General features: G+C 60.1%; 21 protein-coding genes and 4 tRNA genes. 12 read left to right on the top strand and 13 right to left on the bottom strand.

All coding sequences use genetic code 11. The features are described from left to right. Position 1 precedes the first annotated feature (1 nt). The 3 genes from ACQKEN_RS03395 to yacG are packed head-to-tail and all read left to right on the top strand — an operon-like array spanning position 2 to position 1,694. On the top strand, positions 2 to 874 hold the full coding sequence (locus ACQKEN_RS03395) for a prepilin peptidase (RefSeq protein ID WP_427683630.1): 873 nt from the start codon (positions 2 to 4) through the stop codon (positions 872 to 874). Next, complete coding sequence (gene coaE / locus ACQKEN_RS03390) at positions 871 to 1,491, top strand: dephospho-CoA kinase (protein WP_108118957.1); 621 nt, start codon at positions 871 to 873, stop codon at positions 1,489 to 1,491. Before ACQKEN_RS03395 ends, coaE begins: the two co-directional genes overlap by 4 nt. Continuing rightward, the gene (yacG, locus tag ACQKEN_RS03385) at positions 1,491 to 1,694 is read left to right on the top strand and encodes a DNA gyrase inhibitor YacG (RefSeq protein ID WP_074888353.1); all 204 of its coding nucleotides are present in this window, start codon (positions 1,491 to 1,493) and stop codon (positions 1,692 to 1,694) included. The genes coaE and yacG overlap by 1 nt, the downstream gene beginning before the upstream one ends. A 260-nt stretch (positions 1,695 to 1,954) precedes the next feature. On the opposite strand, the gene ACQKEN_RS03380 is transcribed toward yacG, so the two are convergent. After that, a complete protein-coding gene (locus ACQKEN_RS03380; RefSeq protein WP_108118958.1) occupies positions 1,955 to 2,599 on the bottom strand; it encodes a hydrolase in 645 nt (214 codons plus the stop codon). A 155-nt stretch (positions 2,600 to 2,754) separates the two neighbouring features. Here ACQKEN_RS03380 and ACQKEN_RS03375 point away from each other — a divergent pair, with 155 nt between their 5' ends. Next, complete coding sequence (locus ACQKEN_RS03375; RefSeq protein WP_108118959.1) at positions 2,755 to 3,654, top strand: LysR substrate-binding domain-containing protein; 900 nt, start codon at positions 2,755 to 2,757, stop codon at positions 3,652 to 3,654. Between the two features lie 276 nt (positions 3,655 to 3,930). On the opposite strand, the gene ACQKEN_RS03370 is transcribed toward ACQKEN_RS03375, so the two are convergent. The 4 genes from ACQKEN_RS03370 to ACQKEN_RS03355 all read right to left on the bottom strand — a co-directional run bounded on the left by ACQKEN_RS03370 (position 3,931) and on the right by ACQKEN_RS03355 (position 7,931). Beyond that, positions 3,931 to 4,884: a 2-hydroxyacid dehydrogenase gene (locus ACQKEN_RS03370; RefSeq protein WP_427683627.1), complete on the bottom strand. Its 954-nt coding sequence runs from the start codon at positions 4,882 to 4,884 to the stop codon at positions 3,931 to 3,933. A gap of 31 nt (positions 4,885 to 4,915) precedes the next feature. Then, positions 4,916 to 5,680: an SDR family oxidoreductase gene (locus ACQKEN_RS03365; protein ID WP_108118961.1), complete on the bottom strand. Its 765-nt coding sequence runs from the start codon at positions 5,678 to 5,680 to the stop codon at positions 4,916 to 4,918. 51 nt (positions 5,681 to 5,731) lie between these two features. Next, complete coding sequence (locus ACQKEN_RS03360; protein ID WP_108118962.1) at positions 5,732 to 6,421, bottom strand: fumarylacetoacetate hydrolase family protein; 690 nt, start codon at positions 6,419 to 6,421, stop codon at positions 5,732 to 5,734. Between the two features lie 193 nt (positions 6,422 to 6,614). Continuing rightward, positions 6,615 to 7,931, bottom strand: coding sequence for an MFS transporter (locus ACQKEN_RS03355; protein ID WP_240356921.1), 1,317 nt, complete (start codon positions 7,929 to 7,931; stop codon positions 6,615 to 6,617). A 348-nt stretch (positions 7,932 to 8,279) separates the two neighbouring features. Here ACQKEN_RS03355 and ACQKEN_RS03350 point away from each other — a divergent pair, with 348 nt between their 5' ends. From ACQKEN_RS03350 to ACQKEN_RS03335, 4 genes are all read left to right on the top strand, one after another. Beyond that, complete coding sequence (locus tag ACQKEN_RS03350; RefSeq protein ID WP_427683624.1) at positions 8,280 to 9,182, top strand: helix-turn-helix transcriptional regulator; 903 nt, start codon at positions 8,280 to 8,282, stop codon at positions 9,180 to 9,182. Between the two features lie 260 nt (positions 9,183 to 9,442). Then, positions 9,443 to 10,072 carry a DUF1780 domain-containing protein gene (locus tag ACQKEN_RS03345; protein WP_427683622.1) on the top strand — a complete coding sequence of 210 codons (630 nt, stop codon included), beginning with the start codon at positions 9,443 to 9,445 and terminating at the stop codon, positions 10,070 to 10,072. Continuing rightward, entirely contained in the window at positions 10,069 to 10,608 is a 540-nt protein-coding gene (locus ACQKEN_RS03340; RefSeq protein ID WP_427683620.1) for an MOSC domain-containing protein, read from the top strand. The genes ACQKEN_RS03345 and ACQKEN_RS03340 overlap by 4 nt, the downstream gene beginning before the upstream one ends. Before the next feature lie 252 nt (positions 10,609 to 10,860). After that, on the top strand, positions 10,861 to 12,159 hold the full coding sequence (locus tag ACQKEN_RS03335) for an NAD(P)/FAD-dependent oxidoreductase (protein WP_427683618.1): 1,299 nt from the start codon (positions 10,861 to 10,863) through the stop codon (positions 12,157 to 12,159). 1,115 nt (positions 12,160 to 13,274) lie between these two features. Here the strand turns inward: ACQKEN_RS03335 and ACQKEN_RS03330 are convergent. Beyond that, positions 13,275 to 14,675, bottom strand: a complete 1,401-nt coding sequence (locus tag ACQKEN_RS03330; RefSeq protein WP_427683616.1) for a diguanylate cyclase domain-containing protein — start codon at positions 14,673 to 14,675, stop codon at positions 13,275 to 13,277. Positions 14,676 to 14,886: 211 nt separating this feature from the next. Here ACQKEN_RS03330 and pstS point away from each other — a divergent pair, with 211 nt between their 5' ends. Then, a complete protein-coding gene (pstS, locus tag ACQKEN_RS03325; RefSeq protein ID WP_427683614.1) occupies positions 14,887 to 15,921 on the top strand; it encodes a phosphate ABC transporter substrate-binding protein PstS in 1,035 nt (344 codons plus the stop codon). 102 nt (positions 15,922 to 16,023) lie between these two features. Here the strand turns inward: pstS and ACQKEN_RS03320 are convergent. The 7 genes from ACQKEN_RS03320 to rluD all read right to left on the bottom strand — a co-directional run bounded on the left by ACQKEN_RS03320 (position 16,024) and on the right by rluD (position 21,249). Beyond that, positions 16,024 to 16,100: transfer RNA gene (locus ACQKEN_RS03320), tRNA-Pro, on the bottom strand. 93 nt (positions 16,101 to 16,193) lie between these two features. Beyond that, positions 16,194 to 16,269, bottom strand: a tRNA-Lys gene (locus ACQKEN_RS03315). Between the two features lie 6 nt (positions 16,270 to 16,275). After that, positions 16,276 to 16,352: transfer RNA gene (locus ACQKEN_RS03310), tRNA-Pro, on the bottom strand. A gap of 20 nt (positions 16,353 to 16,372) precedes the next feature. Beyond that, a tRNA-Asn gene (locus tag ACQKEN_RS03305) sits at positions 16,373 to 16,448 on the bottom strand. A 357-nt stretch (positions 16,449 to 16,805) separates the two neighbouring features. Next, a complete protein-coding gene (clpB, locus tag ACQKEN_RS03300) occupies positions 16,806 to 19,370 on the bottom strand; it encodes an ATP-dependent chaperone ClpB (protein ID WP_427683612.1) in 2,565 nt (854 codons plus the stop codon). A gap of 179 nt (positions 19,371 to 19,549) precedes the next feature. Next, entirely contained in the window at positions 19,550 to 20,290 is a 741-nt protein-coding gene (gene pgeF / locus ACQKEN_RS03295) for a peptidoglycan editing factor PgeF (protein WP_427683611.1), read from the bottom strand. Continuing rightward, positions 20,287 to 21,249 carry a 23S rRNA pseudouridine(1911/1915/1917) synthase RluD gene (rluD, locus tag ACQKEN_RS03290; RefSeq protein ID WP_065987655.1) on the bottom strand — a complete coding sequence of 321 codons (963 nt, stop codon included), beginning with the start codon at positions 21,247 to 21,249 and terminating at the stop codon, positions 20,287 to 20,289. The genes pgeF and rluD overlap by 4 nt, the downstream gene beginning before the upstream one ends. Positions 21,250 to 21,400: 151 nt before the next feature. On the opposite strand from rluD, the gene ACQKEN_RS03285 reads away from it, so the two are divergent. The 3 genes from ACQKEN_RS03285 to ACQKEN_RS03275 all read left to right on the top strand — a co-directional run bounded on the left by ACQKEN_RS03285 (position 21,401) and on the right by ACQKEN_RS03275 (position 24,397). Then, on the top strand, positions 21,401 to 22,423 hold the full coding sequence (locus ACQKEN_RS03285) for an outer membrane protein assembly factor BamD (protein ID WP_272632713.1): 1,023 nt from the start codon (positions 21,401 to 21,403) through the stop codon (positions 22,421 to 22,423). A gap of 152 nt (positions 22,424 to 22,575) precedes the next feature. Beyond that, positions 22,576 to 22,815 (top strand): PP0621 family protein, encoded by a 240-nt coding sequence (locus ACQKEN_RS03280; protein ID WP_427683608.1) that lies wholly within the window; start codon positions 22,576 to 22,578, stop codon positions 22,813 to 22,815. Beyond that, positions 22,805 to 24,397, top strand: a complete 1,593-nt coding sequence (locus tag ACQKEN_RS03275) for a sensor histidine kinase (protein ID WP_427683607.1) — start codon at positions 22,805 to 22,807, stop codon at positions 24,395 to 24,397. The genes ACQKEN_RS03280 and ACQKEN_RS03275 overlap by 11 nt, the downstream gene beginning before the upstream one ends.

Raw genomic sequence — 24,397 nt, 5'->3', positions numbered from 1 at the left:
CATGCCCCTCCTCGACCTCCTGGCCAGCTTCCCGCTGGCCTTTATTCTATGCACGCTCGTCTTGGGCCTGCTCGTCGGCAGTTTCCTAAACGTCGTCATCTACCGCCTGCCAAAAATGATGATCCGCGACTGGAAAACCCAATCCCGGGAAATGCTCGACCTCCCCCCAGAGCCGCAACCAGAAACCTTCAACCTCATCCTCCCCCACTCCCGCTGCCCGCACTGCTCACACAAAATCCGTGCGTGGGAGAACATTCCGGTCGTGAGTTATCTGTTCCTCGGCGGCAAATGCTCACAGTGCAAAGCCCCAATCAGCAAGCGCTACCCGCTGGTTGAATTAGCGTGCGGCTTGCTGTCGGCCTTCATCGCCTGGCATTTCGGTTTCGGTTGGCAGGCAGCAGCGATGCTGGTGCTGACGTGGGGGTTGTTGTCGATGAGTCTAATCGACGCCGACCACCAGCTTCTGCCGGACGCGATTGTGTTGCCGCTGCTGTGGCTGGGCCTGATCGTCAACGCGTTCGGGCTGTACACGTCCCTGACCGATGCGCTGTGGGGCGCGGTCGCGGGGTATCTGGTGTTGTGGTGTGTGTTCTGGCTGTTCAAGCTGATCACGGGCAAGGAAGGCATGGGTTATGGCGATTTCAAATTGCTGGCGATGCTCGGCGCGTGGGGCGGGTGGCAGATTCTGCCGCTGACGATTCTGCTGTCGTCGATTGTCGGGGCGGTGTTGGGCCTGATTCTGTTGCGCTTGCGCAATGTCGAGACCAGCACGCCGATCCCCTTCGGTCCTTATCTGGCGCTCGCGGGGTGGATCGCATTGCTCTGGGGTGATCAAATAACCACTTCGTATTTGCAGATCGCCGGCTTCAGATGACTTCTCCTGCGTCAAAACCCTGGATTCTGGGCCTCACCGGTGGCATCGGCAGCGGCAAGAGTGCGGCCGCTCAGTGCTTCGTCGATCTAGGCGTGCACTTAGTGGACGCCGATCACGCCGCCCGCTGGGTGGTCGAACCCGGGCGTCCTGCCTTGGCGCAGATCGCCGAGCACTTCGGTGCGAGTGTGCTGCAGGCCGATGGCACGCTGAATCGCTCGGCGTTGCGCGAGCTGATTTTCAAGGATCCGCAACAGCGGGTCTGGCTCGAAAGCCTGCTGCATCCGCTGATCCGCGAGGAAATCCGGCAGTATCTGGCGCGCGCCGAATCGGCTTACGCGATTCTGGTGTCGCCACTGTTGCTGGAGACTTCTCAGCACCAGATGGTGCAGCGGGTGTTGGTCATTGATGTGCCGGAATCGGTGCAGATCGAGCGCACGGTGTTGCGCGACAAGACCAACGAGGAACAGGTGCGGGCGATTCTCAAAGCGCAGGCCAGTCGCGATGAGCGCTTGAGTCGGGCCGATGATGTGATCGTCAATGACCGTGACCCGGCCTGGCTGAAAAGCGAAGTCGAGCGTCTGCATCACTTTTATTTAACTTTGCGTGGAGGCCAATGATGAGCCAACCAATGACCGTCGATTGCCCAACCTGCGGAGCGCCCGTGGAATGGACACCGGAGAGTAAATTCCGGCCGTTCTGCTCGGACCGTTGCAAGCTGATCGACCTGGGTGCCTGGGCGTCGGAAGAGCATGCGATTCCGGTTGCGCCGGATGCTGAAGACGAGCTGTTTTCAGGTGACCTCGACCCTCGTCAGCACTGATCAAACTTGGCAGCCACACTGGGCGAACAACGCACATCTCCCAAAGCCGAACGTATCCCGTCGACAAGAATGAGCGCCGAGATCGACAACAGTTTGTGGGAGCGAGCTTGCTCGCGAAGAAGCCGGTACATCCGCTAGATATCCAGCAGTTCTAATGCCGTCTTCGTGAGCAAGCTCACTCCCACATGAACGAGACAACCCCCGGAAACCAAAAAAGCTTCGCGGCCTTAATCGCGAAGCTTTTTTTGTGACCGAGGGTTTTAGCCCAATTTACGCTGCGGCGCGCCGTGAACCATGGTGTAGGCGTAGTCGACGCCCATGCCATAAGCACCGCTGTGTTCCAGGACCAGTTCCATCACCGCTTCGTAGGTGTCCTTGTGTGCCCAGTCGCGCTGGAATTCGAGCAACACCTGCTGCCAGGTCACCGGCACGGCGCCTGCCTGAATCATTCGCTGCACCGACATGTCGTGGGCTTCTTTGGTCGTGCCGCCGGAAGCGTCAGTGACGATGTACACCTCGTAGCCTTCAGCCAGCGCGTCCAGCGTCGGGAAGTTCAGGCAGACCTCGGTCCACAGCGCGGCGATGATCAGCTTCTTGCGGCCGGTCGCCTTGACCGCTTCCACCAGTTTCTTGTCTTCCCACGAGTTCATCGAGGTGCGCTCGATCGGCTGCTGATCCGGGAACACCGCCAGCAGTTCAGGCCAGATGAAACCGCTGAAGCTTTTGGTTTCGACCGAGGTGTAGATCGTCGGCACGTTGAAGATCTTGGCGGCTTTGGCCAGCCCGACGGTGTTGTTCTTCAGCGTCTGGCGGTCGATCGACTGAACGCCGAAAGCCATTTGCGGCTGGTGGTCGATCAGGATCAGCGCAGCGTTGGTTGGGTTCAGCAGTTCGCGAATGGACATGGGTAGATTCCTTAATGGTCAGCAGTGAGTTCGATATGGGTTAGCCGCTGCGCTCGTTAAGCGTGTTGGCTGGCTTGGGAGTGAATTTACGGACTGGCCGACAAAGGAACAATCCCATAGAATCGGGACTCATTGTTTCCAATTCAGGAACGGTCATGGATCGTATCGAATGCATGCGCGCTTTCGTCGCCACAGTGGGCGCCAACGGCTTCGCCGCTGCGGCCCGCGCGCTGGATGTACCGCGCTCGAAAGTCAGCAAGCAGATTCAAGCGCTGGAAGAAGCCATCGGCGTGCAGCTGCTTCAGCGCACCACGCGCAGCCTGCATCTGACGGAAGCAGGCGCCGAGTACTACGACGCGTGTAGGGATGTCATCGCTTCGTTGGACGAGGCCGAACAACGGGCGCGGACCGGGATGGGTGAGATACGCGGCGTGTTACGGGTCAACGCGCCGATGTCGTTTGGTTTGAGTCGTCTGGGGCCGCTGATTCCGCGCTTCAATGAGTTGCACCCGAACGTCGAGTTGCAGGTCGTGCTGAGCGATCAGCAGGTGGATCCGGTCAAGGGAGGTTTCGACGTGACGATTCGGATTGCCAGCCTGCCGGATTCGTCGATGATCGCGCGCTCACTGGCCCCGGCGCCGAGGATCATGGTGGCATCGCCTGATTACCTGGCGCGCGAAGGCACGCCGCAGACGCCCAAGGATCTGGCACACCATAAGTGCCTGAGCTACGGCTATCTGCAGAGCGGCGTGAGCCTGCAGTTGTGCAACGGCAAGGAAACCCAGCGCGTGACGGTGAGCGGGCCGTTGCATGCCAACAACGGTGACATCCTGGCGCAGGCTGCCGTGGCGGGAATGGGCATTGCGCTGCTGCCCAACTTTATCGTCGAGCGCGCGGTGGCGGATGGGAGGCTGGTGCCGGTGCTGTGTGATTGGGAAGCGCCGGCGATTACGGTCAACGCGGTGTACCCCTCGTCCCGGCGAGTGCCAATGAAGACGCGGGCGTTTATTGATTTTCTGGTGGCTGAGCTGTCGGTTGAGTCCGGGGCGTTTTAAGAGGATCCCTTGGCATTAACGTTGACTTCGATCCGTAGGAGCCGGCTTGCTGGCGAACCCAATCTGTCAGCTTCATCAAGGGCACTGACTCACCGCATTCGCCAGCAAGCCGGCGCCCACAGACCTTGGTTCGCCAGGACATCTGTAAACGACGCGGGCCACGTGTAGGAGCGCGCTTGCCCGCGATGACGGTCGTACATTCGCCAGATCTCTATCGTTGGTACGCACGTCATCGCGAGCAAGCGCGTTCCTACAATTACGGCGGTGTCAGGTCCTTCAAACCACACTCCCTACCGGTACTTTCCCTGCCAGGCCATCCGCTAGACTTGCCAATACCATCTCACCCATTCGCGTTCGAGTTTGAACGGTGGCGCTGGCGCGGTGGGGTTGCAGGACTACCGTTTCCAGAGCGAACAAGGCATCCGGCACATGGGGTTCGTCAGCAAACACATCCAGCCCCGCGCCGGCAATCGAGCCCGCTTCCAGCGCTGCGACAAGGTCCGGCTCATTGACCAGACTGCCGCGCGCCACGTTAATCAAAAACCCCTGCGCGCCCAGCGCTTCCAGCACCTTGGCGTTGATGATGCCTTTGGCTTTGTCGGCGGCTGCAGCGATGATCAGCGCGTCACTCTGCGCCGCTAATTCGACCAGATCACTGACAAAGGTGTAAGGCACGTCGCCCATGGCGTTGAGGTCGGTGTAGCTGATCGGGCAGCCGAACGCAGCAGCACGCGTGGCGACGGCCCGCCCTACCCGGCCCATGCCGACGATGCCGATGCGCATGCCGCTGAATTGACGCGCCAGTGGCAGCGGCACCAGCGGCGTCACGGTCTTGGTCCATGCGCCGGAGCGCACATAGCGGTCGCCCGTGCACAGCCCGCGACAGGCTGAAATCAGCAGGCCGATGGCGAGGTCGGCGACGTCTTCGGTCAGCGCACCGATGGTCGCCGAGACACGAATGCCACGGTCCCGCGCGTAGGCCAGATCAATCGCGTCGGTGCCGACGCCGTTGACCGCGATGACTTCCACATTCGGCAATTGCTCCATCACTTCGCGTGTGATGCCGGTGTGGCCGCCAGTCACCACGCCGCGAATGTTGGCGCCGTGCTCGCGCAGATAAGCAACCTTGTCGGCCTGCTGGAAGTACGGGCGAACGGTGTACAGCTCGTTCAGGCGCGCGTTGATTTCAGGGATCAGGATCGGGCTCAGCTGGAGGATTTCAGGTTTCATCGGTATCTCGCTTATCTCGAATTCGGACGGATCAACCACGGCCCACGAAGGGCATGTTGGTGGCCATGACGGTCATGTTCAGCACGTTGGCGGACAGCGGCAGCCCGGCGATGTAACGCACCGCGTCGGCGATGTGCTTGACGTCGATCATCGGCTCGACGGCGGTTGAACCATTGGCCTGACGCACACCCTTGGTCATGCGTACCGACAGCTCGGTCAGCGCGTTGCCGATGTCGATCTGGCTGCAAGCGATGTTGAATTCGCGACCGTCCAGCGCCAGGCTTTTGGTCAGCCCCAGCACGGCGTGCTTGCTGGCGGTGTAGGGCCCGGTGAACGGCCGTGGCACATGGGCGGAGATCGAACCGTTGTTAATGATCCGGCCACCCTGGGGCGACTGTTTGCGCATCAGGCCAAACGCGCCCCGGCTGCACAGGAAAACACCCGTCACGTTGGTGTCGATCACGCTCAGCCACTTCTCGATGGGCAGTTCGTCCATCGGCACAGCAGGGGCGTTGACGCCAGCATTGTTGAACACCAGGTCGAGGCGGCCATACACCTCCTCGATGGTGGCGAACAGGTGGTCAACACTCGCCGGATCACGCACGTCGCACGACACCGCCAACGCTTCCTTTCCCTGCTCCCGCGCTTGAGCCACCAGAGCTTCGAGCGGTTCCAGACGACGCCCGGTGACCACCACTTTGTAGCCGTCCTCAAGCAGTCCGAACGCGACGGAGCGGCCGATGCCACTGCCCGCGCCGGTGACCAGGGCAATTTTCGAAACGGATTGATCAGTCATTATTGTTCTCCTTGTTGCTCATCAAAAATGCGGCTGTTCTGGATGAATTGCTCAGCGGCGCTCACCCACCCTCACTTCAAATTCGCCGACGCCGTCGATGCCGCCATTGATCACGTCGCCCGCTTCGAGCGCAGCAACGCCGGGCGGTGTGCCGGTCATGATCAGGTCGCCGGCGCGCAACGTGACGGAGTGGGAAAGCTGGCTGATGACCTCGCTCACCGACCAGATCTGGCCCTCAAGGTCGGAACGCTGACGCTCGACGCCGTTGACGCTCAGCCAGATGGCGCCATGTTGCGCATGGCCGTCACGGCCTGCCGGGCGGATGGGCGTGATCGGCGCCGAGCCGTCGAACGCCTTCGCCGGCTCCCACGGATTGCCCACCGCTTTGGCCGCCATTTGCAGATCGCGGCGGGTCAGGTCGAGTCCGGCGGCGTATCCCCAGACGTGGTCCAGCGCATGTTCGGCGTCTATCTCGAAACCGTCCTTACCGATGGCAACGACCAGTTCGATCTCGTGGCAAAACTGGTCGGTCTGGGTCGGAAACGCGATCTCACCCACTGCGTCCACCACCGATGTCGCCGGTTTCATGAAGAACGCCGGAACCTCGCGCTCAGCGGTGGCAGCATCGCCCCACAGGTAATTGCGGCCCAGGCAAAACACCCGGCCGACGGGGAACCGCGCCTCGCTGCCATGCACCGGGAGGCTGCTGACTCGGGGCGGTTCAAATACAAAGTTGCTCATGAAATTCCTTATCACCGAAAGACGCTCAATTCCGCCAGATGCAGTTCAGACTACGGGATCAACCGACGGGAAAGTTGGACAAAACCGTGTTTGCGCTGGACTAAAAAACTCAATACCGCGGGCATTAAAAAAGGCGTATTCGCATACGCCTCTGCCCAGTACGGCATAAGTTCACACACAGATTCTTGAGCGGTTACCGGGCCTTTAGCTCGATGCGATAAATGCGGCCAAGCAACAGTGAATAAGAGAGCGTGCCGATACACGCGACCCCGCCGATGAACCAGAACGCCCACGCGAAGTTGCCGGTGACGTGCAGGATCTGCCCGATGACAATCGGTGTGACGATGCCGCCGATATTGGCCGCCAGACTGGTGATGCCTCCAGTCAGGCCGATCAGTTCCTTGGGTGCGATTTCCGATACGGCCGCCCAGGACGATGACGCGATGCCTTGAGCGAAAAAGGCGATTGTGAGGAGTGCGATGCAGACTTCATTGGAGTCGGTGAAGTTGACCAGCATGATCGACATGCCGAGCGCCGAACCCACCACCAACGGCAGCTTGCGGGAGAAAGACAGCGAGTACCCGCGACGGATCATCCAGTCGGCGATGAAGCCCGCCAGCAGCACACCCACCGTGGCACCAATGAACGGCAGCACTGCGAAAATGCCGACTTTGACCATGGTCAGATGCCGCTCTTCAATCAGATAGGTCGGGAACCAGGTCAGGAAAAAGTACAGCGCCGAGGTGCTGGCGAACTTGCCCAGGCAGATGGCCCAGACCTGACGGTATTTCAGCAGCTCGGCAATTTGCGCCCACTTGAATTTGTTTCGTTCCTGACTGCTTTTGACCAGGCCGCCGCCGTCTTCGATGTAAGCCAGTTCTTCCTTGCTGACTTTCTTGCAGTTCATCGGGTCGCGATACAGGTACAGCCAGGCAATCCCGAAGACGATGCCGATGATGCCGGTGCTGTAAAACACGTGGCGCCAGTCATAGGTCGTGGCGAGCCACAGCAACAAACCGGTGAACAGCGCCGTGCCCAGATACTGCCCGCACACGTAGATGCTGCTGGCCATGCCGCGTTCCCGCGCCGGAAACCAGACCGTGACTGCGCGGCTGTTGGCCGGAAAGGCCGGCGCTTCCATTGCGCCAATGGCCAGACGCAAGCCGAACAACGAAGCGAAACCGCCTGCCATGCCCTGGCATACCGTTACCGCGGACCACGAGATAAGTGAAGCGCCGTAGGTGAAGCGCGAACCGAACCGGTCGGCGATGAAACCGGCGGGCACCAGGGCGAAGGCGTATGTCCAGGCGAAGGCGGAGAAGATCAGGCCCATTTCGACCTTGTCCAGACCGAGGTCCTTGGCCATGAAAGGTGCAGCGATGGAGATGTTCACGCGGTCGACGTAGTTGATGATCGTGGCGATCAGCAGCAGCGACAGCATGAACCAGCGGCGGTGGGTCATCGGGCGGGCGGGAGCGGCGGTGACTGGAGCGGCCACGACAGCATCCATCGCCTGAATATCAGGGTTGCTCGACATGAGAATTCCTCATTGTTTTTATTGGTATCGAGTGATAAAGCGCGCCCCCAACTTATCGTACGACCGGTTTTAAACAAGCCGATGCTTAGAACGTTTTTGGATTTCAACAGGCGCCCGTAATGAATTGTCCAAAAAACTGCCCGCGTGTTAAAACAGCACCGAGCAATCGAATGCGCGCGCAAACGCCTGCGCTAGAGCAGTCCGCTAAAGGCGAGTGGTAAAAAGATTCTTGGACAAATTGACTCGCCACCTCCATAAGCAAAAGTTTGGATTTAGTCATACGACGACCGACAATAAAAAACACGAGACGAGGAGCACTCGATGGATTCCATCAATCGCGTCCCCACCTACGGCATGCAGCAGCGCAGTGAGCGGCCGGATTTTTACATCCGCGACAAGACCGAGGGCAAGGCAGAAACCGCGCCCCATCGCCACGAGTATTTTCAGATTCAGATCAACTTCGGCGGCGACACCGTGCAGCACATCGGCGGTGTGGTACGGCCCTTCCCGCGCAACACGCTGGCGTTCATCCTCCCGCATAAATTGCACCTCATTCCGCATCCACCGGAAGGCAATTTCCTGCTGATCAATTTTGCCCAGAATTTCCTCCTGCCCCAACTGCAATGCGACCCGCTGGACCTCGAAGACGTGGCCATCGCCCTCGCCCCGGAGTTGTCGCCGTTTCGATTCCAGGAGCATCTGGATTTCACGCTGGACGCCGAGGACTTCGCCGAGATCGAGCATTTGCTGGGCCGCATGCGCCAGCTGGATGCGAACCGGCAGTTCGGCACGCGGGAGGTTCTCAAAGGGTGCCTGCTGCAACTGATCGGCACGGTCTGCCAGCTCTACGCCGAGCCGATCAAGTTGCTGGCCGATGACAACGCCGCCGAGCGCAGCCGCCGCGACGCACTGGCGCGGATGTCGGAGTACGTGCGCAAGAACCTCGACGATCCGGACCTGAGCCTGAAAAAAGCCGCCTCGGCCGCGTTTCTGTCGCCCAACTACCTGACCCACTGGCTGCGCAAGGAAGTCGGCAAGACCTTCAGCGAACTGGTACTGGAACGGCGCATGCACCTGGCGCGCACGCTGTTGCTCAACGGCAGCAAACCGGTGGGGGAAGTGGCGCGCCTTTGTGGTTTTGCCGATGAGGCGTACTTCTCGCGACGCTTCCGCCACGCCCACGGCATGCCGCCGGGGCAGTTCAGAAAGCAGCGGGATTTATAGCAGTGATCAACGCGGCACTCTGCGTAGGAGCCGGCGCCTGTAGCAGCTCGAATTTGCCTGGAACACCATCGGTGCAGACCCACCGCAATCGCGGGCAAGCGCGCTCCTACACGTGACGTGCGGCGGCGAGGGCTCTGCGTTGGATCAACCTGTAGGCGCCGCGTTGCTGGCGAAGGCATGGGGTCAGATGACGCAGCAGTGAGGGATGAATCGTGTTCGCCAGCGAGCCGGCTCTTACAAGATGGATTAAGCTTGGCCCCATGGATGACTCCGATTACCTGCGTCTCTTGACGAGCCAGGCCGAGCAAGCCAATGCGTTTCTGTCCAATGCGCGCAAGTGGGAGCGCGAACGTTGGGTGTGCGAACGGTTGCTGCAGGGCCTGAACATTCCCCATCGCGCCGACGACTTCCTGCCTGCCGGGCAAGAACCGCCGGACGTACTGTTTCGCGATGCGTGTTTTGAAGTGTTCTTTGTTCTGGACGAAGGTCGTCGGCTCAACGATGAATGGCGCGAAGAACTGCAACGTCGGCGCAGCGCGTTTTCCCTCAGCCAATTGGTACGGCGTGAAGCCAAACCCAAGCGAATTCCCGCCGCCGAATTGCTCCGGCGCCTGGCGCCAACCCTGCGCAAGAAAGCCCACAACTACACGGAGCGCGGGCTGGATTTGGGCGAGCTGGACATCATTGCCTTCGCCAGCCTCAAGCGCGAGGTGCTGGACCTGAACAGCCACTTTCCGCCGCCCACCGAATATTTGCGTCAAGGATGGCGATCACTCTCGCTGGTCGGACCGACCTTCGCCCGGGTATTGTTCGCCCATCCGGATGCCCCGGATTTCCTGCGGACCAATCTAGGCCGCAGCGTGGTGTTTGATGTGGGAATCAGTTTATGAGTCCGTTGCAGGAATTGATCGCCGATGTACCCCAGCGCGGACGCGTGCGCTGGATCGGCGTGCGCCCGGAATCCCGAGGCGAGATGGTTGAACTGGAAGCCGTGGAAGCCCGCCGCGAAGCAGGCCTGACGGGAGATCATGCACGGCCGGGGCCGCGCAACGCTCGACAGGTGACGCTGATCCAGTGGGAGCATTTCGCCGTGGTCAGCTCGCTGATGGGGCGGGCGGAGGACAACCCGGTGTTGCCACAGGATCTGCGGCGCAACATCGTGATCAGCGGCATCAACCTGTTCAGCCTGAAGAACCGACACTTCCGCATCGGCCAGGCGATCTTCGAAACCACCGGCTGGTGCCAACCCTGCGCGCGCCTTGAGCAACGTCTCGGCCACGGCATTTTTCAGGCCGTTCGCGGCCATGGCGGAATCACCGCGCGGGTGATACAAAGCGGCATCGTGCGGCTGGACGACGTTTTGTGTATCGAGCCGATCGAGCCGAGCGTCCAGGACTTTAACGCAGCCAGCAGCGCCCTCTCCTGATCCGGATCAATAGTGATAAAGAGCCTCAAATGATCAGCCGCCTGAAACCTGCCGACACCGCGCGTGTCGAACAGTACCTTCGAGTCCCCAGCTCAGGTCGAGCGCCAGCCTTTTTGGCTTTGGCTGCTCCTTGTGGTGGTGCTCGGACCGGGCCATTTGAGCCGTTTACCGACCGATCTGACGCTAAGAGCTGCCTTGCGCTCGCGCGGATCGCGCTGACACAGAATTCCTTAAGCCTTATGAGATATCCCCATGACCCATCGTATTGTGATTGTCGGCGGAGGCGCTGGCGGTCTGGAGCTGGCTACCCGTCTGGGTAAAACCCTGGGCAAGAAAGGCACCGCCAGCGTCACGCTGGTCGACGCCAACCTGACCCACATCTGGAAACCGCTGCTGCACGAAGTAGCCGCCGGCTCGCTCAACTCTTATGAGGATGAGCTGAACTACGTGGCCCAAGCCAAGTGGAACCACTTTCAGTTCCAGATGGGTCGCATGACCGGTCTGGATCGGGAGAACAAGCAGATCCATCTGGCCGAAACCCTCGACGAAAACGGCAATGAGCTGGTCCCGGCGCGCAGCCTGGATTACGACTCGCTGGTGATTGCCGTGGGCAGCACGACCAATGATTTCGGTACCAAAGGCGCAGCCGAGCACTGCCTGTTCCTCGACACGCGCAAGCAGGCCGAGCGTTTCCATCAGCAATTGCTCAATCGATACCTGCGCGCCCACGCCAGCCAGACTGATGTGGCCGAAGAGATCAACGTCGCCATCGTCGGCGCCGGTGCGACTGGTGTCGAACTGGCAGCGGAACTGCACAACGCGGCCCACGAACTGGCGGCTTACGGACTGGGCCAGATCAAGCCGGAGAACTTGCGCATCACGGTGATCGAGGCTGGGCCGCGCGTGCTGCCGGCGCTGCCGGAACGCATTGGCGGCCCGGTACACAAGACGCTGGAGAAACTCGGCGTCACGGTGCTGACCAATTCAGCGGTCAGTGAAGTGACGGCTGACAGCCTGGTGACGGCGACCGGTCAGGTGATTCCTGCGACGCTGAAAGTCTGGGCGGCAGGCATCCGCGCGCCGGCATTTCTGGAAGGCATCGCCGGTCTTGAGACTAACCGCATCAACCAGCTGCAAGTGCGCCCGACGCTGCAGACCACCCGCGACGACAATATCTTCGCCTTTGGTGACTGCGCGGCCTGCCCGCAAAAAGGCACTGACCGCAATGTTCCGCCCCGCGCGCAAGCAGCGCATCAGCAGGCGTCGTTGCTGGTGAAGTCGCTGAAGCTGCGCATCGAGGGCGGCACGCTGCCGGAGTATCGCTATCAGGATTACGGCTCGCTGATTTCGCTGTCGAAGTTCTCGGCGGTCGGCAATTTGATGGGCAACCTGACGGGCAGCGTCATGCTCGAAGGCTGGTTGGCGCGGATGTTCTACGTCTCGCTGTACCGCATGCACCAGATGGCGCTCTACGGCATGTTCCGCACGCTGATGCTCATGTTGGGCAGCCGAATCGGTCGCGGCACCGAGCCACGGATGAAGCTGCACTAAGGCTGAGAGTCCTGCATGTCCGCCGCGCCAATGCGGCGGGCCTGGCTTTAAATAACCTTCTCAGGCATATCTCGCCCCGCTTCTGCCGAAGGCGTAGGAGCGCGCTTGCCCGCGAAAGATTTGGTACACCCCACACATCTCTATCGGCTGTACCCCAGTCTTCGCGGGCAAGCGCGCTCCTACAATAATCTGTGCCAGGCGCTGGACGTCCGGCGCATGCAAGTTGGGTAGGAGCGAGGCTTGTCCCGCGATCTGGCGCATAGCGGCAGCAAACCGGCCAATGCTGTGTACCCGATGGAACAGTGCCTCTGGTTGACTGCGGTTCCCGGCAGATCGCGGGACAAACCGCGCTCCTACGGCATCCGGCCAGAGTCAACGCCCCTACTTTCACGCCTAACCCGCCCTGCTTCTGCCAAAGGCGTAGGAGCGCGCTTGCCCGCGAAAGCGTTGATACATCCGGCGCATCTATATCGAGTGTACGTAAGTCTTCGCGGGCAAGCGCGCTCCTACAATGATCTGTGCCAGGCGCTGGACGTCCGGCGCATGCAAGTTGGGTAGGAGCGAGGCTTGTCCCGCGATCTGGCGCGTAGCGGCAGCAAACCGGCCAATGCTGTGTACCCGATGGAACAGTTGCCTCTGGTTGACTGCGGTTCCCGGCAGATCGCGGGACAAGCCGCGCTCCTACGGCATCCGGCCAGAGTCAAAACACCAGAGTTCAGGCATACCCCGCCCTGCTTCTGCCGAAGGCGTAGGAGCGCGCTTGCCCGCGAAAGCGTTGATACATCCGGCGCATCTCTATCGGTTTTCCGTAAGTCTTCGCGGGCAAGCGCGCTCCTACAATAATCTGTGCCAGGCGCTGGACGTCCGGCGCATGCAAGTTGGGTAGGAGCGAGGCTTGTCCCGCGATCTGGCGCGTAGCGGCAGCAAACCGGCCAATGCTGTGTACCCGATGGAACAGTGCCTCTGGTTGACTGCGGTTCCCGGCAGATCGCGGGACAAGCCGCGCTCCTACGGCATCCGGCCAGAGTCAACGCCCCAACTTTCACACCTAACCCGCCCTGCTTCTGCCGAAGGCGCAGGAGCGCGCTTGAGTTACCGCGCTGAGCGACAGCCCGCTACGGCATCACCCGCCCTTTGCCCAGATGTTTGGCCTTGTACATCCAGCGGTCGGCTTCGCGCATGAGCTCGTCAGGGGCTTTGCCGGAACCGGGTTCGTACATGGAGAAGCCGATGCTGGCGTTGCTGCGAATGACATCGCCTTTGATCGTGAGGGGCTGGGCAATCGCGACGAGGAGTTTCTGGGCCACTTCCCGCGCTTCATCCACACCGGGCGTGATGCCCTCCAGAATCACGATGAACTCGTCGCCGGCCAGCCGAACCAGGCTGTCAGTCCTGCGGATGCAGCTCTGCAAGCGGGTAGCAATAGCGCGCAGCAGATCATCGCCGGCATCGTGCCCGTAGCTGTCATTGATGACTTTGAATCCATCCAGGTCAATGAACATCAGCGCCATTTGCAATCTGGAGCGATCCGCCCGCGCCTGAGCGATAGGCAGCAGCGAGTCCAGCGCGCGGCGATTGTGCAGGCCGGTCAGGGAATCATGCCGTGCTTCCTGCTCAAGCTCCTTGCGCGCCTGAATGTTCTGGATGATCGAAATGAAATATTCAAGCTCTCCTGCTTCGGACAGCTTCTTGGTGACGCTCAGGTTGACCCAGACCGCGCTGCCATTTTTGCGCAGGTAACGCTTTTCCATCTGGTAGCTGTTGATTTCACCGACACTCAGCTGATGCAGCATCTCAAGATCGCTGTCCAGATCGTCGGGATGAGTGATGTCCTGAAACGTCAGGTGCTTGAGCTCATCGGGCGCGTAGCCAAGGACATCGCACAGCGCGGCGTTGACGCTTATCCAGCCACCGTCCGGCGCGACCAGCGCAATGCCCACCGAGGCCAGCTCGAACATCGAGCGATAGCCTGCCTCGGTGGCCTGGAACATCGCTTCGGAGCGATTCTTCTGAATCCGCGCCAACATCAGGTTTTCCCGCAGCTGCATTTCACGGCTAACTATTTCGGCCAAATCGTGAAGGATGCCCAACTCGTCCGGGGTGAGGATTCTGGGCCGCGCGTCTATGGCGCAAAGCGTGCCCACGGCGAAGCCCTGCCGGGTGCGTATGGGTACGCCAGCATAAAAACGGACATGGGGATCACCGGTGACCAGCAGGTTGTCGCAGAACCGCGAGTCTTCGATGGCGTCGGGCACCACAAGCTCGGTGGCTTCAAGGATGGCGTGCGCACAGAACGCGACCTCCCGCGGCAGCTCTACCGCTTCAAGCCCCACTCGGGACTTGAACCACTGGCGGTCCTGATCCACCAGCGATATCAGGGCGATCGGCACGTTCAGCACTTGTGCCACCAGACGGGTGATCCGGTCTAGCGCGACCTCGGGTGGCGTGTCGAGTATTTCGAGAACGTGCAGCGCTTCAAGTCGCTGTTGCTCGAGTGAAGGCGTTGGCGACTTCATATAACGGCCGATCCTGAAAAGACTGCCTGAAGTCTATACCGGGCCTCATGAATCCGCACCGGAACACCGTGTAAATAACCGGCCTTGCCGTTGCGATCGATCAACCAGGCGATGAAGAAAATCTGTCACGCCTTGTCATAAAAACGTGCTGTTTGCTGTGGTCCCATCAACGCATCTCACCCCGATGTCGCTCGATTACAGGAAGTCATCCATGTTGCAGCTCTCCCGACTGATGCTGGCCGCAGGCCTCGGCATTACGCTCAATCTATCCATGGCCGCCACGGCAGGCGCAGCGTCCGAGGTCACGGGTGCCGGCTCCACGTTCATTTATCCGGTGCTGTACAAGTGGGCCACTGACTACAACCAGAAGAACCACATCAAGGTCAATTACCAGTACATCGGCTCTGGCGCGGGCATCGCAATGATCAAGGAAGGCGCTGTGGATTTCGGCGCCACCGACCGCCCGATGAGCTCGGCAGACCTTCAAACCCTCGGACTGCAGCAGTTTCCTTCGGTGATCGGCGGTATCGTCCCGGTCATCAACGTCGCCTCGGTCAAACCGGGCACCCTGAAATTCACAGGCCCGGTGCTGGCCGACATCTATCTGGGCAAAATCAGCAAATGGAATGACCCGGCCCTCGCCGCCCTCAACCCTGGCGCGAAATTGCCTGACGCGAAAATCAGCGTGGTGTATCGCTCGGATGATTCCGGCACCACGTTCAATTGGGTCAGTTATCTGGCGAAGGTCAGCCCGCAATGGAAGAGCCAGGTCGGCGCAGGCGCGTCGGTCCACTGGCCAGTGGGCATGGGCAGCAAAGGCAGCGAAGGCGTGGCGACGTACGTGAAGCAGGTGCCCAACTCGATCGGCTACGTCGAGTACGCCTACGTCAAACAGCAGAAGTTGAATTATGGGCTGTTGCAGAACGCTGCTGGCACCTTCGTGACGCCTAGCACTGAGAGCTTTCAGGCGGCAGCCGCTACCGCCGACTGGAAAAACGCGAAGGATTTTGATCTGTCGATGCTCGACGCACCGGGGGAAAAAGCTTATCCGATAACCGCCGCGACGTTCATCGTGATGTACAAACAGCCCAAAGACGCTGATCGTCAGAAGACCGTTCAGGATTTCTTCCGCTGGACGCTGGAGAGCGGGCAGGAACACGCACGCTCGCTGGACTTCGCACCGATCCCTGACGATCTGAAAAATCAGATCGAGGCGTATTGGGCTGACCCGCCCAAGGCTCAATGAATGCCAGAAACGAAAAAAGCGTCCCGAAGGACGCTTTTTTGTAGCTTCAGCGCGAATGGCGCTGAAGCGGTATTTTCTGCCCAGATACAACCGGGGCGAAAATGGTCGGGGTAAGGGGATTCGAACTCCTGACATCCTGCTCCCAAAGCAGGCGCGCTACCGGACTGCGCTATACCCCGGTGAAACAAGGAAACACATTACAGCATTTCCAGAGCGGGTGACGCAAATGGCGTCACTCCCTATGATCCAACCCGATGAAGCCAGGTCAAAAATGGTGGGTCGTGTGGGATTCGAACCTACGACCAATTGGTTAAAAGCCAACTGCTCTACCAACTGAGCTAACGACCCAAATAATGGTCGGGGTAAGGGGATTCGAACTCCTGACATCCTGCTCCCAAAGCAGGCGCGCTACCGGACTGCGCTATACCCCGACGGTACTACCTCTTGAAATTGGCTCCGTGACCAGGACTCGAACCTGGGACCCAATGATTAACAGTCATTTGCTCTACCGACTGAGCTATCACGGAACGATTTTTTCAAATCTATCAATTTCAGATGCAGCGTTTGACGCGCTTCAACACAACAAATTCAGTAAATCTTCACCAGATGAATCTGGCACTTACCTCACTGAACCTACCGCATTTTCAGCCTCTTCGACCTGTTCGCATCGCTGCGTTCACGTCTCTGAGGCGCGCTATTCTACATTTCCAGAAACACCTGTCAACCCTCTAAATTGCTTTCAAGACAATGATTTGCGAATTTTTTGCGGATAGCCCTCAAGCCCCCGAAATTTCTGTGGCTCCGGCAATAAATCAACGCGCATAAAAAAGGGCTCTCACCAGGAGAGCCCCTCTGCACCTCTATCTTCTATATAGAAGCGCGGATCAGCCGAAGACGATCTCGTCGTCCTGCACCGTGCCTCTGATGCTGGTGCCAGGCATGAAGCCACCCGACAGGATCAACTGCGCCAGCGGGTTTTCGATCCAGCGCTGAATCGCTCGTTTGAGCGGCCGCGCGCCGTACACAGGGTCGTAGCCGACGGCGATCAGCTTGTCCATCGCCTCGCTGGACAGCTCCAGGCGCAGATCGCGCTCCGCCAGACGCTGGCGCAGACGCCCCAGCTGGATCTCGGTGATGCCTGCGATCTGGTCGCGCGCCAGCGGTTCGAAGATCACGACTTCGTCCACCCGATTGATGAACTCCGGACGGAAGTGAGTGGTGAGCGCATCCATGACCGCCGCGCGCTGCCCTTCCCGATCACCCACCAGCTCCTGGATGCGAGCCGAGCCCAGGTTGGAGGTCATGACGATCACGGTATTACGGAAATCAACCGTACGCCCGTGACTGTCGGTCAGACGCCCATCCTCGAGCACCTGCAGCAGGACGTTGAACACGTCCGGGTGCGCTTTCTCGACTTCGTCCAGCAGAATGACCGAGTAAGGCTTGCGGCGTACCGCTTCGGTCAGGTAACCACCCTCTTCGTAACCGACATAGCCGGGCGGCGCACCGATCAGACGAGCCACGGAATGTTTCTCCATGAATTCGGACATGTCGATCCGCACCATGGCCTCTTCAGTGTCGAACAGGAATTCCGCCAGCGCCTTGCACAGCTCGGTCTTACCTACACCGGTTGGGCCGAGGAACATGAACGAGCCGCTGGGGCGATTCGGATCCGACAACCCGGCACGCGACCGGCGCACCGCGTTGGCCACCGCGACGACCGCTTCGTTCTGGCCGATAACGCGCTGATGCAGCAACTCTTCCATCTTCAGCAGCTTGTCACGCTCGCCTTCGAGCATCTTCGAGACCGGAATGCCGGTCCATTTGGACACGACTTCGGCAATCTCTTCCTCGGTCACCTTGCTGCGCAGCAACTGGTTTTCCGGCTTGCCGTGCTGGTCGACCATTTGCAGGCTGCGTTCCAGATCGGGGATGACCCCGTACTGCAATTCAGCCATGCGGTTAAGGTCGCCCTTACGCCGCGCGGCTTCCAGCTCCTGACGGGACTGCTCGATCTTCTGCTGAATCTGCGCAGAGCCGGTCACTTCCGCTTTCTCGGAGGTCCAGATTTCTTCGAGGTCGGCATATTCCCGCTCAAGACGCTGAATCTCTTCCTGGAGTTTTTCCAGGCGCTTGATCGCGGCCTCGTCGTCTTCCTTCTTCAGCGCCTGCGCTTCTACCTTCAGCTGGATCAGGCGACGTTCAAGACGGTCGAGCACTTCCGGCTTCGAGTCGATTTCCATGCGGATGCGGCTGGCCGCTTCGTCGATCAGGTCGATCGCTTTATCCGGCAGCTGCCGATCGGTGATGTACCGATGACTGAGCTTGGCCGCCGCAATGATCGCGCCGTCAGTGATCGCCACCTTGTGGTGAACCTCATAGCGCTCTTTCAATCCGCGCAGGATGGCGATGGTGTCTTCTTCGCTCGGTTCATCCACCAGCACTTTCTGGAAGCGACGTTCGAGAGCGGCGTCCTTCTCTATATATTGGCGGTACTCATTGAGCGTCGTAGCGCCCACGCAATGCAGCTCGCCACGGGCCAGCGCCGGCTTGAGCATATTGCCGGCGTCCATCGAGCCCTCGGCCTTGCCGGCACCGACCATGGTGTGCAGTTCGTCGATGAACAGAATGATCTGACCTTCCTGCTTGGACAGTTCATTGAGCAGGCCTTTCAGGCGCTCTTCGAACTCACCACGGAACTTGGCACCCGCGATCAGCGCCCCCATGTCCAGCGACAGGAGACGCTTGCCACGCAGGCCGTCCGGCACTTCGCCGTTGATGATGCGCTGGGCAAGGCCTTCGGCGATGGCGGTTTTACCCACGCCAGGCTCACCGATCAGTACCGGGTTGTTCTTGGTCCGGCGCTGGAGCACCTGAATGGTCCGACGGATCTCGTCGTCGCGGCCGATCACCGGGTCGAGCTTGCCTTCCTCGGCACGCTTGGTCAGGTCAACGGTGTACTTGTCCAGCGCCTGACGGGACTCTTCCGCGTTCGGGTCGTTGACGGCATCGCCGCCACGCAGGTTACTGATGGCGTTTTCCAGGGCTTTCTTGCTGACGCCCTGACCGAGCAGCAGCTTGCCGAGCTTGCTGCTCTCGTCCATGGCGGCGAGCAGCACCAGCTCGCTGGAAATGAACTGATCACCCTTCTGCTGAGCCAGGCGATCGGCCTGATTCAACAGGCGCGCCAGATCTTGGGACATGTTGACGTCGCCAGTGGGGTTCTGGATCTTCGGCAGTTGATCGAGTTCTTTGGTCAGCGCGGTGCGAAGGCTGTTGATATCGAAGCCCACTTGCAGCAGCAAGGGCTTGATCGAACCGCCCTGCTGCTCAAGCAGTGCCTGCATCAAGTGCGCAGGCTCAATGGCCGGATGGTCCAGGCCCACCGCCAGTGATTGAGAATCCGAGAGAGCGAGTTGTAATTTGCTGGTTAAACGGTCAATACGCATGATTTACCTTCCTATAAGGGCAGGCCGGAGTAATGAACACACCTAATAAAGAAAACCTGCCAGATGGTTCTTTACATGCGGCCGATTAGGCAGGATTCAAGCGCTGACGGGTTGACATGGATCAACATTAGCTTGAAGGAAGGCTTTCGGGGGAATGAGTGCGGGAGCTCGGGGAAGCGCTACCGGGCTTCGATCCAGATGAGAGACGCGAACCGTCCGGTACGTGCGCCACGGCGATAGGAGAAGAATCGCTCATCGTTGTATGTCGAAAAACCGCCGCCGTAGACAGCCGTGACACCGTGGGCGGCGAGACGCAGACGCGCCAACTGGTAGATGTCGGCCATGAACTTGCCGGGGTTGGCGCCTGGCACGAATGCATCGGCTGCCTCGGGGTGCGTGGCCATAAAGGCCTCGCGCACTTCAGGCCCCACTTCGAACGCCTGCGGCCCGATGGCAGGGCCGAGCCAGACAAGGATGTCGGAGCGCGCATCGGCAAAGCTGTCCACAGCCGCCTCAAGCACACCCGCCGCAAGACCGCGCCAGCCCGCATGGGCAGCGGCAACCTGAGTGCCCGCTTTATTGCAGAACAGCGCGGGCAAACAATCGGCCGTCATGATGGTGCAGGCCACACCGGGCGTCTTGCTCCAGCTGGCATCAGCCTCAAGCACTGCTGCCGGCTCGGCCTCGACGACGTTGATGCCATGAACCTGCTTCAGCCATGCAGGCTGAATGCGCAGGCGCGAGGTCAGTGAGGAACGGTTGTTCGCGACGGCTACGGGATCGTCGTCAACGTGATCGCCCAGATTGAAGCTGTCGAACGGCGCCACACTGACACCGCCCGAGCGCGTTGTGACGCACGCTTTGACACCCACCGGCGCAGGCCAGTCGGGAATCAGCCAGTCCGCCGCGCCCTCAGTCATCCGATGAACGCTTCGCGGTCTTGCTTGAGCAGGGTCAGCAGCCAGACAAAGTCGTCCGGCAGCGGCGATTCCCAGCTCATGCGCTTACCGGTCGTCGGATGATCCAGTTCAAGGAAACGCGCGTGCAGCGCCTGACGCGGGAAATGTTTCAGCGACTCGACCATGGTGACACTGGCCGCAGGCGGAATACGGAAACGACCGCCGTAGGCAGGGTCGCCGACCAGCGGGAAGTTGATGTGGGCCATGTGCACACGGATCTGGTGGGTACGCCCGGTTTCCAGCTTGACCCGCACGTGGGTGTGCGAACGGAAACGCTCCAGAACCCGGTAATGACTGACGGCAGGCTTGCCGCCTTCCATGACCGCCATGCGCTGACGCTGCTGACCATGACGACCGATCGGTGCGTTGATCTTGCCACCCGAGGTCACCACGCCGATGACGATGCACTCATAAATGCGGCTGACGCTGCGATTCTGCAACTGGGTGACCAGTTGCGTCTGCGCCTGAATGGTCTTGGCGACCACCATCAGGCCAGTGGTGTCCTTGTCGAGGCGGTGCACGATGCCGGCACGCGGGACATTGATGATGTCCGGCACGTGGTGCAACAAGGCATTGAGCAGTGTGCCGTCGGCGTGACCCGCTGCCGGATGCACAACCAGACCGGACGGCTTGTTGATCACCAGGATCTGGTCGTCTTCGTAGACGATATCGAGCTCGATGTCCTGCGCGATCCACTCGCCCTGGGCTTCCTGCTCGGCTTTGAGGAGCAGAACGGCGCCGCCATGCACGATGTCACGCGGGCGCAAAGCGCCTCCGTCCACAGTCAGGCGGCCGTCTTTGATCCAGGCGGAAAGGCGCGAGCGCGAGTGCTCTGCGAATAGTTGGGCGGCGACTTGGTCGAGGCGTTGACCGCCCAATTCGGACGGCACCTCTGCGCGGAGTTCTATGATCTCAGACATGCTCAAACTAGGAGGTGGCACTGGCCTTTGGTTTCGGCTGTGCGCTTGTGGTTAAATACGGCGTCTTTTGTCCCGGGGGTTCCACGGGGCGCCCATCATAACAGGACGGTCCTGCGCAAGACAGCAGGCCGTTATAGGGACGCAAGCCGCCATGCAAGTGAAACACCTGCTGCTGATAGCCATCCTCGGACTTACTGTTGCCTGTTCTTCGAAGAAAGAAGTCATCGACGAAAACCTCAGTGAAGTCGAGCTGTACCAGCAGGCGCAGGCCGATCTGGACAACAACAGCTACAACAGCGCCACCGAGAAGCTCAAGGCGCTGGAGTCGCGTTATCCGTTCGGTCGCTATGCTGACCAGGCGCAACTCGAGCTGATCTACGCCAACTACAAAAATGGCGAGCCAGAAGCTGCCAAGTCGGCGGCCGAGCGTTTCATTCGTCTGCACCCGCAACACCCGAACGTCGACTACGCCTATTACCTCAAGGGCCTGACCTCGTTCGACCAGGACGTCGGCATCATCGCCCGCTTCCTGCCGCTGGATCAGACCAAGCGTGACCCGGGCGCTGCTCGCGATTCGTATAACGAGTTCGCTCAGCTGACCAGCCGCTACCCGAACAGCCGCTACGCGCCTGACGCCAAGCAGCGCATGATCTACCTGCGTAACCTGCTGGCGGCCTACGAAATTCACGTTGCCGACTACTACCTGACCCGTCAGGCCTACGTGGCAGCGGCCAACCGCGGTCGTTACGTGGTTGAAAACTTCCAGGAAACCCCATCGGTCGGTGACGGCCTGGCGGTCATGGTGGAGGCCTATCAGCGTCTGCACCTGGACGACCTGGCTGACACCAGCCTGCAAGTCCTGAAAACCAACTACCCGGATCACCCGCAACTGGTAGACGGCAAGTTCGAAGCGCGCACGGCAGAAGCCGACAACCGCTCGTGGCTGTCCAAGGCGACGTTGGGCCTGATCGAAAGCCGTCCGCCGCTGCCGCCAGGACAAACCCGCGCCAACCAGGACGTAATCAAGCAGTATCAGGACGCCAAGGAAGCCATCCCTGCCGACCTGTTGCCTGAGAACCAGTCGGCTGACGACGAGAAGAAAAACGATGATGACGACGGCACGCCGAAAAGCCGCTCGATCTTCAGCTACATGACCTTCGGCCTGTTCGACTGATTCAGTCCCTGCCAAACGTCAGCTAAAAGAGGCCCTTCGGGGCCTTTTTTCATGCCTGACCGTTTTCCGACAGCATCCGGCGATGTAGATGACTGTGCGCCCGACACCCGCTTGGCTACACTGCGCGCTCTTCACTTCATAAGCTGACAGACATGATTCGCTTGATTATGTGGCTCGCCCTGATTGTGGCGGTCGTCTGGTTTTTTAAACGCCTGACCAAAGGCCCTGCCCCACGGCCGAAACCCGCAACGTCGGAACTCGACGCTGCGCCCATGGTGCGTTGCGCGCAATGTGGCGTGCATGTCCCTCGCGACCGCGCGCTGAGCCAGAACCAGCAGTGGTATTGCACCGAAGCGCACCGTTTGCAGGGCCCCGCTGCACGTGACCGCTGACAGCCTGTCGCTGACGACGCCCCAGGCCCAGCGCATATTGCGGCTGTATCACCTGTACCGTCTGAGCATTGGCGTGCTGCTGGTGCTGCTGATCTCCAGCAGCCTGGATGCCGAATTGCTGGAGCTGGCCGATATCGAGCTGTTCCGAATCGGCTGCTGGCTGTATCTGGTGTTCAACATCCTCGTTGTCGTGCTGCTTGAGCGCCCGAGCCGACAGGGGCAACTGTTCTCCCTGGCCATGGCCGACACGCTGATGCTGGCGGCGCTGTTCTATGCCGGAGGTGGCGCGCCGAGCGGCATTGGCAATCTGATCATTGCCTCGGTGGCGATCAGCAATGTGCTGCTGCGCAAGCGAACCGGCCTGCTGATTGCCGCGCTCTCGGCCATCGGCATCATCTATCTGACGTTCTACATCAGCTATCACAAGCCATCTGCGGCCAATCATTTCGTGCAGGCCGGCTCGCTGGGCGCCCTGTGCTTCGCGGCAGCACTGCTGGTTCAGGCCCTGGCACGCCGACTGCAGCTCAGTGAAGACATCGCCGAACGTCGCGCCGCTGACGTCGACAACCTTGAAGAGCTCAACGCGCTGATCCTGCAACGCATGCGGACCGGCATTCTGGTCCTCGATGAGGATCACAAAGTACTGCTCGCCAACCAGAGCGCGTTGAATCTGCTGGGGCACGAGCGCTTGCTGGGCGAGATCGTCGACGCCTATTCGCCGCAACTGGTCGAGCGCCTGGGTCAATGGCTGACCAACCCGTCGATGGCACCGCGCAGCATCACCACCTCGGCCATTGGTCCGGTGCTGCGCCCGGGGTTCATCGCACTGGCGCGTGGCAGTCACCGCCACACCCTAGTGTTTCTCGATGACCTTTCCCAGATTTCCCAACAGGCCCAGCAGCTCAAACTGGCCGCGCTGGGCAGACTGACCGCCGGTATCGCCCATGAGATCCGCAACCCGCTGGGCGCCATCAGTCATGCCGCGCAACTGCTGCTCGAATCCGAGGAACTGACCGCGCCGGACCGACGTCTCAGTCAAATCATTCACGATCAATCGCGGCGGATGAATCTGGTGATCGAGAACGTTCTGCAGTTGTCTCGTCGACGTCAGACCGAACCCCATCTGCTCGATCTCAAACAGTGGATCGAGGCGTTCGTCCGTAACCTTGGCGATGAGCTGCAGGCCGGTCAAAGCGTGCATCTGGACATCCTTCCGGGCGTGCTCTCCACACAGATGGACGCTGAGCAATTGCAGCAAGTGATGAGCAATCTGGTGCAAAACGCTTTGCGCTACAGCGGCCAGCTGCACGAACACGCACAAGTGTGGCTAAGGTTGTTTCAAGCCCCGTTCAGCGAACTGCCTACACTGGAGGTTCTCGACGACGGCCCGGGGGTTGCCGAAGAGCATCTTGGAAAAATCTTCGAGCCCTTCTTCACCACCGAAAGCAAAGGAACCGGCCTGGGCTTGTACCTGTCGCGCGAGCTGTGCGAAAGCAATCAGGCAAGCCTCAATTACACACCACGGGAAGGTGGCGGAAGCTGCATGCGAATTACCTTCGCCCATCCGTTCAAGCTGAGCTGA

The sequence above is a fragment of the Pseudomonas sp. NPDC078416 genome (assembly GCF_050268485.1).
Lineage (GTDB): Bacteria > Pseudomonadota > Gammaproteobacteria > Pseudomonadales > Pseudomonadaceae > Aquipseudomonas.
This window is presented reverse-complemented; position numbering and strand designations above follow the sequence as displayed.

Excerpts from the sequence above, each read along its gene's own strand:
- pgeF (WP_427683611.1), bottom strand. The coding sequence starts at position 20,290 with ATGACTGAGGGCGCGGCGGACTGGCTGATTCCCGACTGGCCTGCGCCG.
- rluD (WP_065987655.1), bottom strand. The coding sequence starts at position 21,249 with ATGTCTGAGATCATAGAACTCCGCGCAGAGGTGCCGTCCGAATTGGGC.
- ACQKEN_RS03375 (WP_108118959.1), top strand. The coding sequence starts at position 2,755 with ATGGATCGTATCGAATGCATGCGCGCTTTCGTCGCCACAGTGGGCGCC.
- ACQKEN_RS03355 (WP_240356921.1), bottom strand. The coding sequence starts at position 7,931 with ATGGATGCTGTCGTGGCCGCTCCAGTCACCGCCGCTCCCGCCCGCCCG.
- ACQKEN_RS03360 (WP_108118962.1), bottom strand. The coding sequence starts at position 6,421 with ATGAGCAACTTTGTATTTGAACCGCCCCGAGTCAGCAGCCTCCCGGTG.
- ACQKEN_RS03380 (WP_108118958.1), bottom strand. The coding sequence starts at position 2,599 with ATGTCCATTCGCGAACTGCTGAACCCAACCAACGCTGCGCTGATCCTG.
- ACQKEN_RS03370 (WP_427683627.1), bottom strand. The coding sequence starts at position 4,884 with ATGAAACCTGAAATCCTCCAGCTGAGCCCGATCCTGATCCCTGAAATC.
- ACQKEN_RS03350 (WP_427683624.1), top strand. The coding sequence starts at position 8,280 with ATGGATTCCATCAATCGCGTCCCCACCTACGGCATGCAGCAGCGCAGT.
- ACQKEN_RS03345 (WP_427683622.1), top strand. The coding sequence starts at position 9,443 with ATGGATGACTCCGATTACCTGCGTCTCTTGACGAGCCAGGCCGAGCAA.
- ACQKEN_RS03285 (WP_272632713.1), top strand. The coding sequence starts at position 21,401 with ATGCAAGTGAAACACCTGCTGCTGATAGCCATCCTCGGACTTACTGTT.
- ACQKEN_RS03340 (WP_427683620.1), top strand. The coding sequence starts at position 10,069 with ATGAGTCCGTTGCAGGAATTGATCGCCGATGTACCCCAGCGCGGACGC.
- pstS (WP_427683614.1), top strand. The coding sequence starts at position 14,887 with ATGTTGCAGCTCTCCCGACTGATGCTGGCCGCAGGCCTCGGCATTACG.
- ACQKEN_RS03365 (WP_108118961.1), bottom strand. The coding sequence starts at position 5,680 with ATGACTGATCAATCCGTTTCGAAAATTGCCCTGGTCACCGGCGCGGGC.
- clpB (WP_427683612.1), bottom strand. The coding sequence starts at position 19,370 with ATGCGTATTGACCGTTTAACCAGCAAATTACAACTCGCTCTCTCGGAT.
- coaE (WP_108118957.1), top strand. The coding sequence starts at position 871 with ATGACTTCTCCTGCGTCAAAACCCTGGATTCTGGGCCTCACCGGTGGC.
- ACQKEN_RS03395 (WP_427683630.1), top strand. The coding sequence starts at position 2 with ATGCCCCTCCTCGACCTCCTGGCCAGCTTCCCGCTGGCCTTTATTCTA.
- ACQKEN_RS03280 (WP_427683608.1), top strand. The coding sequence starts at position 22,576 with ATGATTCGCTTGATTATGTGGCTCGCCCTGATTGTGGCGGTCGTCTGG.
- ACQKEN_RS03330 (WP_427683616.1), bottom strand. The coding sequence starts at position 14,675 with ATGAAGTCGCCAACGCCTTCACTCGAGCAACAGCGACTTGAAGCGCTG.
- ACQKEN_RS03335 (WP_427683618.1), top strand. The coding sequence starts at position 10,861 with ATGACCCATCGTATTGTGATTGTCGGCGGAGGCGCTGGCGGTCTGGAG.
- yacG (WP_074888353.1), top strand. The coding sequence starts at position 1,491 with ATGAGCCAACCAATGACCGTCGATTGCCCAACCTGCGGAGCGCCCGTG.